At 43.4% G+C, this 5,723-nt stretch carries 6 protein-coding genes; 5 read left to right on the top strand and 1 reads right to left on the bottom strand.

What is annotated here, in order from left to right; all coding sequences use genetic code 11:
• Together BCT81_RS26005 and BCT81_RS26000 are read left to right on the top strand one after the other, a co-directional pair.
• Positions 1 to 409: DUF805 domain-containing protein (locus BCT81_RS26005; RefSeq protein ID WP_241908279.1), on the top strand; the 409-nt coding region annotated here is incomplete at its 5' end.
• 174 nt (positions 410 to 583) lie between these two features.
• Positions 584 to 1,366, top strand: a complete 783-nt coding sequence (locus tag BCT81_RS26000; RefSeq protein ID WP_102426338.1) for a ribonuclease H family protein — start codon at positions 584 to 586, stop codon at positions 1,364 to 1,366.
• Positions 1,367 to 1,468: 102 nt separating this feature from the next.
• Here BCT81_RS26000 and BCT81_RS25995 read toward each other — a convergent pair whose 3' ends face one another.
• Complete coding sequence (locus BCT81_RS25995; RefSeq protein ID WP_102426337.1) at positions 1,469 to 2,614, bottom strand: glycosyltransferase; 1,146 nt, start codon at positions 2,612 to 2,614, stop codon at positions 1,469 to 1,471.
• 295 nt (positions 2,615 to 2,909) lie between these two features.
• On the opposite strand from BCT81_RS25995, the gene BCT81_RS25990 reads away from it, so the two are divergent.
• The 3 genes from BCT81_RS25990 (at position 2,910) to BCT81_RS25980 (ending at position 5,681) form a co-directional block, all read left to right on the top strand.
• Positions 2,910 to 3,836: a glycosyltransferase gene (locus tag BCT81_RS25990; RefSeq protein ID WP_102426336.1), complete on the top strand. Its 927-nt coding sequence runs from the start codon at positions 2,910 to 2,912 to the stop codon at positions 3,834 to 3,836.
• Between the two features lie 16 nt (positions 3,837 to 3,852).
• Positions 3,853 to 5,289, top strand: a complete 1,437-nt coding sequence (locus tag BCT81_RS25985) for an oligosaccharide flippase family protein (protein ID WP_102426335.1) — start codon at positions 3,853 to 3,855, stop codon at positions 5,287 to 5,289.
• Positions 5,290 to 5,363: 74 nt separating this feature from the next.
• Positions 5,364 to 5,681: a hypothetical protein gene (locus BCT81_RS25980; protein ID WP_102426334.1), complete on the top strand. Its 318-nt coding sequence runs from the start codon at positions 5,364 to 5,366 to the stop codon at positions 5,679 to 5,681.
• The last annotated feature ends 42 nt before the right edge of the window (positions 5,682 to 5,723 follow it).

Below are 5,723 nucleotides of genomic sequence, written 5' to 3'. Positions count from 1 at the left end.
GCTTTTAGGTGTTTTTAGTCAAATAAGGAATTATATGAACTGGTTTGTCGATGTAATTAAGAGGCCTGTTGAGTTTAATGGGCGAGCTCGCCGTCGAGAGTATTGGTACTTTTTTGCAGTTAGTTTGGGAATTACTCTTTTACTTTCTCTCATAGATAATGTCTTAGGTTGGTACGATCCTAATTCTGATATTGGTTTACTGAGTGGGATTTTTTCATTATTAATACTGCTACCGGGTTTGTCTGTCACTATTCGTCGGTTACATGATACGAACAGAACTGGCTGGTGGGTACTGTTATACTTAGTACCAGTGATAGGTTTCTTTATCTTGTCGATATTCCTTATTTTAGATAGCAATATGGAATGCAATAAGTATGGGGACAACCCTAAGCTGTCGAATAGCTTCTAAAACTTAGTCAATATGATAAACGGTGTGTAGAAAAATTTGAGGCCTATGACTCAATCGTTGCTTCACTATGTAATGTCTTATGTGTTTCAAGCTTAATCAGGCATAATTACTACCCCACAGCTGAATCATTTTAGGTGTGGGTATCGTGTATTTAGGCTTTGGTAAGGAGTTAATTTGGCAAAGAAATATTATGTGGTTTGGAAAGGTCGCACACCCGGTATTTTTACCACTTGGAACGAATGTAAAGCGCAAGTTGATGGCTTTGCGGGCGCGAGATATAAATCGTTTCCAACACTAGGCGAAGCAGAGTCTGCTTTCGGTGGTAAAGCGTCTTCTGTATGTCAGTCGAGTTCAGGTGTTAAGCCTGCATTTGCGAAGCCACGTACAGCCACTAAAGCGAAGGTTCCACCTCTTTCTCAGCAGCAAATTACTGACATGCCATTTGATATTAAAATCTTTACTGATGGTGCTTGTGAACCTAACCCAGGCGAAGCGGGAACGGGTTTAGCGGTTTATTTGAAGAATGATCTCACTGAACTATGGTATGGCTTGTACCAACCGATGGGGACTAACAATACTGCTGAGCTACAAGGTTTAGAGCAAGCCTTTATTCTCGCAAAAGAGAAGCTGAAAGCAGGGCTGTCTGTTGCGATTTATAGCGACTCAAAATATTCGATAGACTGCATTACTAAGTGGGCATCAGGCTGGGAGAAAAAGGGTTGGACTAAGTCTGGTGGCGAGATAAAAAACCTCGATATCATTAAAGCCGCTCATGCGCTTTATCAAGAGCTTGCATCTCAAATTACTATCTACCACGTAAATGGTCACGTCGGTATTGAGGGCAATGAGCTTGCTGACCGAATGTCTATTGTGGCGATCTCTTCGAAAGAGCAAGGTTTGAGCCGTTATACTGAAACGGACGATCTTGCAGAGATCTTAGCGCTACGTGCAGGTTAACAATACCTGCTCGTGAGAGTACGATCTATCTAGAGCGTTACCGCTTTTAGCAATGTAACGCTTTGTTTTATGTTCTATTCTAATCGACAGCTTTAGCTGGCCCTAAGCGGGGTTCTCTATCCAGTTAGACAGCTGCTGTGCTTGCTTGAGAGAGTTAAACTTAGTCTCAACTCGAGCTCTGGCTCTCATCCCCATTTCTGCTCTTTCGTTGCTGCTTAATTGAGCAAAACGCTCAATGGTTTCTCGTAACTCATCAACACTTTTCTCATTCACTAAAAAGCCAGTCTCTGGAGTGACAATCTCTTTGCAACCCATGATATTTGTGGTGATAACGGGAACGCCGACGGCCATCGCTTCTTTCAGGACTAAGGGGCCGGTATCGACACAACCTGTTTCTGAAAAACAGAAAGGTGCCACTAAGCTATCGTAGTTAGGTAAGTTTTTCTTCACCCACTCGTGGGTTTGTGCACCATGGAACGTCACGTTTCGGGTCAGTTCTTGATGCTCTACTTGCATCTTAAGTTGAGATTCTAAATCGCCAGTTCCGATGATGTCCAAATGAATATTGAGCGGTTGTGCGATGGGAGCCAGTGCATCGATCAAGTGATGAACGCCTTTTTGTTCAACCAGTCGACCGAGAAAGATTAGACGCAGGAGTTTGGTGTCGTTTTTAGGTTGTAGCTTAAACTGCTTAGTATTCACACCACAGTGGAGCAGCTTCACATTCCCTTTGGCCATGCTGTTGAAGTCGTTTAGCATGTCTTTACAAACGGCAACCACGAAATCACTCGACGAGATCTTTTGTTCGATGTCGTAGGCGAATTCATAGACATCGTGTCCGTGGGCGACAAACGAGCAAGTAATGTTGAGCAGTTTGGCAGCGACAATCGCGTGTGCAGCGGTATGCTGACAAAAGTGTGCATGAACGTGGTCTATGTCTCTCTCTGCCAATTGCAGCGCGAGTTTAAACCCGTATGCAAACAGTGACTTCTTCGGCATGCTGTTTTGCTTTGAAACGAATGATAGTGCTTTGATAAACCCAAACCAGTTGATGCTGGCTACTTTACCCAAACGAACATCTTTGCCTATTTTGACAATGTCGTAGTCGAACGACTTTTCACTCTGTTCAACCTTGAACGTCATCACACAGACATCATGCCCGCACGCTTTCAACGAATCGACTTCCGTTTGTATGAAAGTTTCGCTGAGTACAGGATATGTCGGCGCTACAAATGCTACTTTCTTCATTTTTCTCTCCTTTAATGAAGGTCACTACAGTTGACTAAGCAAGATATGAACCAAGATCAAAGCCCCTTTTTGAGGGACTTTTTGATGCTTTTCCTGACCTTATGCGTCGCTTAACGCTGTTTTTCTCAAAATAGAAATCAATTTTGAATTGTGTGCTTGCTGGCGTGTTGTGCTCAGTTGTCATTTTGCGAATAGAGCCGTAAGTGGCTGATATGAATGCACTCTAATCGTTTCTGAACTCGGCATAGAAGATGCACTGTTAGCTGTACAACAAATAATTGAGAGAGCGTCATTTATGGCTAAAGTGAGTATTGTTATCCCAACCTACAACTGCTTGGACTATCTACCAAAGGCAATTGGCAGCGTTTTACAACAGACCCATCAAGATATCGAACTCATCATCATTGATGACAACAGCAATGATGGAACGTCCACCTACCTAGCTTCGATAGACGATGAGCGCATCATCACGCTGTCAACTTTGGGAGTAGGGGTACCACAAGCAAGAAATCTGGGTATAGAGAAAGCGTCAGGCGAGTTTATTGCCTTTTTAGACGCGGACGATTTTTGGTTTCCTGAAAAAATTGAGCGTCAACTCGAGTTCCACCAACGATACCCTGAGATGGCGATGAGTTTTACTAACTACGAGCATCTAACAGAAGATTATGAAGTCATTGTTGATTGCTTTAGCTATTGGTCGCAATTTCAAAATCGAGAAGAGCAGTTCATCAATATCGATAACCCATTAGAGTTCATCATTGAAAATAATGTGATTGGTACGTCGACCGTTATGGTGAAAGCCGATGTGTTTTCTCAAACCGATAGCTTTAATGCCGACATCAAGTATGGCGAAGATTGGGAGTTGTGGCTTCGAATGAGTGAAAACCATCAGATTGGTGTGTTGAACTCTGTGGAGGTGGGCTACCTAATGAGAGCAACATCAGTGACTCAAACTGAAGACCTTAAGCTCAGAAACCTAGCTTCTATAGAGACCATTCTCCAGCGTTATCAAAACAACAGCCAGCGTTGGAATGTACCTCAGTCTAGTTTTAAAGTTGCAAAGGCGAGAATATTAGAGGGCTATGCAGACTATTATCGAGGCTTACAACAGAATAGACAGGCTATTGTCTACAGCTTCCGCTCTTTGGTGATGGCTCCTCAAAAACGTACATTGCGACATTTGATAGGTGACTGTAAGAGTTTCCTAAAGCCTGCATGGTAAGGGAGCGGTGACTCGTATGGGTTCGTTAAAACAGTCAGCCTATTACGCTATTGGCATATTGATGATGAAAGGGATCTCATTGGTGATGATCCCTTATATTACTCACAAAATGACGTTGACAGAATATGGATCATTAGAAGCGATCGTCTTATTGGCGGACATCGGTACGATCTTGTTTAGTTTCGGTATTGTGGAATCGATGTATCGTTATGTTGGCGTCGCAGAAGGTGATGAAAAGCGCAAGCTGATATCTAACTGCTTTACGCTCAGTTTAGTGGTGTGTGTACTTGGCGGCGTGCTCATTGCGCTCAGCATGCCCCTGTTGCTGTTGATGTTACCTGTTGAATTCAAACCCTATCAGATCTTTCTTCTACTTATTCCTACGATGCTTGACGGGGCAATATCCATTCCGCTTACTTTGATGCGCATGAACGCAATGGCTAAACGTTTTTGCCAACTCAACGTATTGAAAGCCGGTGTTCAGGCTATTATGACGTTTGTCCTGCTTGAAGCCGGTTATGGCATTGATGGCGTGCTGATTTCTGCCGCTGCTTCTAGTCTGCTATTGATGTTTTGTCTGGTGAGTTATCAATGGCAGCAGATGGGCAGTTTAGGTTGCTTCCAATACACAGCAAAGATCTTGAAATTTGGGTTGCCAACCTTGGTTGGCGGGGCATCCATTTATATGATCACCGGGCTAGATCGCTGGGTGATGGCAAGTTTTGTTGGGGTAGAGGACCTGGCCATTTATGCGGTTAGTGGTAAGTTTGCGTTAATTCTAGGCTTGCTACTGCAACCCTACGCGCTTTGGTGGTTTCCAAACCGAGTCGCCATGCTTCAGCAACCCGGCGGCAGCAAAATGTGTGCAGACCGAGCATTAATCGGAGTTAACCTAGCCATAGTGTTAGGAGGCTTGATGATCTTAACTGTCCCTGGCTTCATTTCTCTTATCTTACCAAGCAGTTATCATCAGGCTGGGGTTATAGTGGTTGCATTGCTGGCTATCGCTGTTATTAAAAGTGCGGGAGACTACCTGAACTTAGGCTGTTTCAGCGGTGATTCGAGTCAATCTCAGATGTGGATCCAAGGCGGTTGTGCGGTATTGGCAGCAATCGGTTATTTTACCATTACCCCAATATACGGAGTGTGGGGCGTGATTGCGGTTCTGTGTGCGATTTATACTTTGAGGTTACTGCTTCTGTATTTTGTTAGCCAATCGATGGAGCGCTTGCCTTATGATCATCGTAGATGGATAACTGCTATCAGTATCGCCATTGTTGCAATTGTTTGTGACCGTGTTTTAGGGCTGATGCTGGCCGATGTTCATGATTTTGTTTTAGGAACCGTTGTCGCATTGATTACGCTGGTGGCTTTTGTGAAATATTCGGTGATCGTTATTCCTCAGGCTCTGCTTGATAAGCTCACACTGGGAAAACAGTCACACGCTAACTAAATAAAACACTGTTCATTATCGGCTGAATTAGATAGTATTTATAAATTCAATGAATGCTAACTATGGAAAGATATATGAATAAGTGGATTGTACTTTCAGCGTTTTGCTCAACTCTGTCTTATGCTTCTGCTGAGCTTGTCAGCCAAGATTTATTGTCTCACCATTTTGATGCCCCAGAGCTCCCACCTTTGGAAACGCAACACAGCGTTTGTAACAGTCTTGTCTGTAATTCGATATCCGAACCACAATTAGTTTCTTCTGCGGGGCACTTTCCTGAACGTGAATCGAATCCAACGATAGATACGATAACCAGCGCAATCTACTTCGTAGGTGAAATGGGTGTTGCTGAAAATCTATCGACTCCAGAATATGAAAAATTCTTTGAGAATTAGTTGAAAGTGAAGATGGCCGACCAGTATCTCTTTTTATGGCTT

Source organism: Vibrio sp. 10N.261.52.A1 (assembly GCF_002876325.1).
GTDB classification, from domain to species: Bacteria; Pseudomonadota; Gammaproteobacteria; order Enterobacterales; family Vibrionaceae; genus Vibrio; species Vibrio chagasii.
The sequence above is the reverse complement of the archived record's forward strand: the minus strand, read 5'-3'. Positions and strand labels throughout refer to the sequence as shown.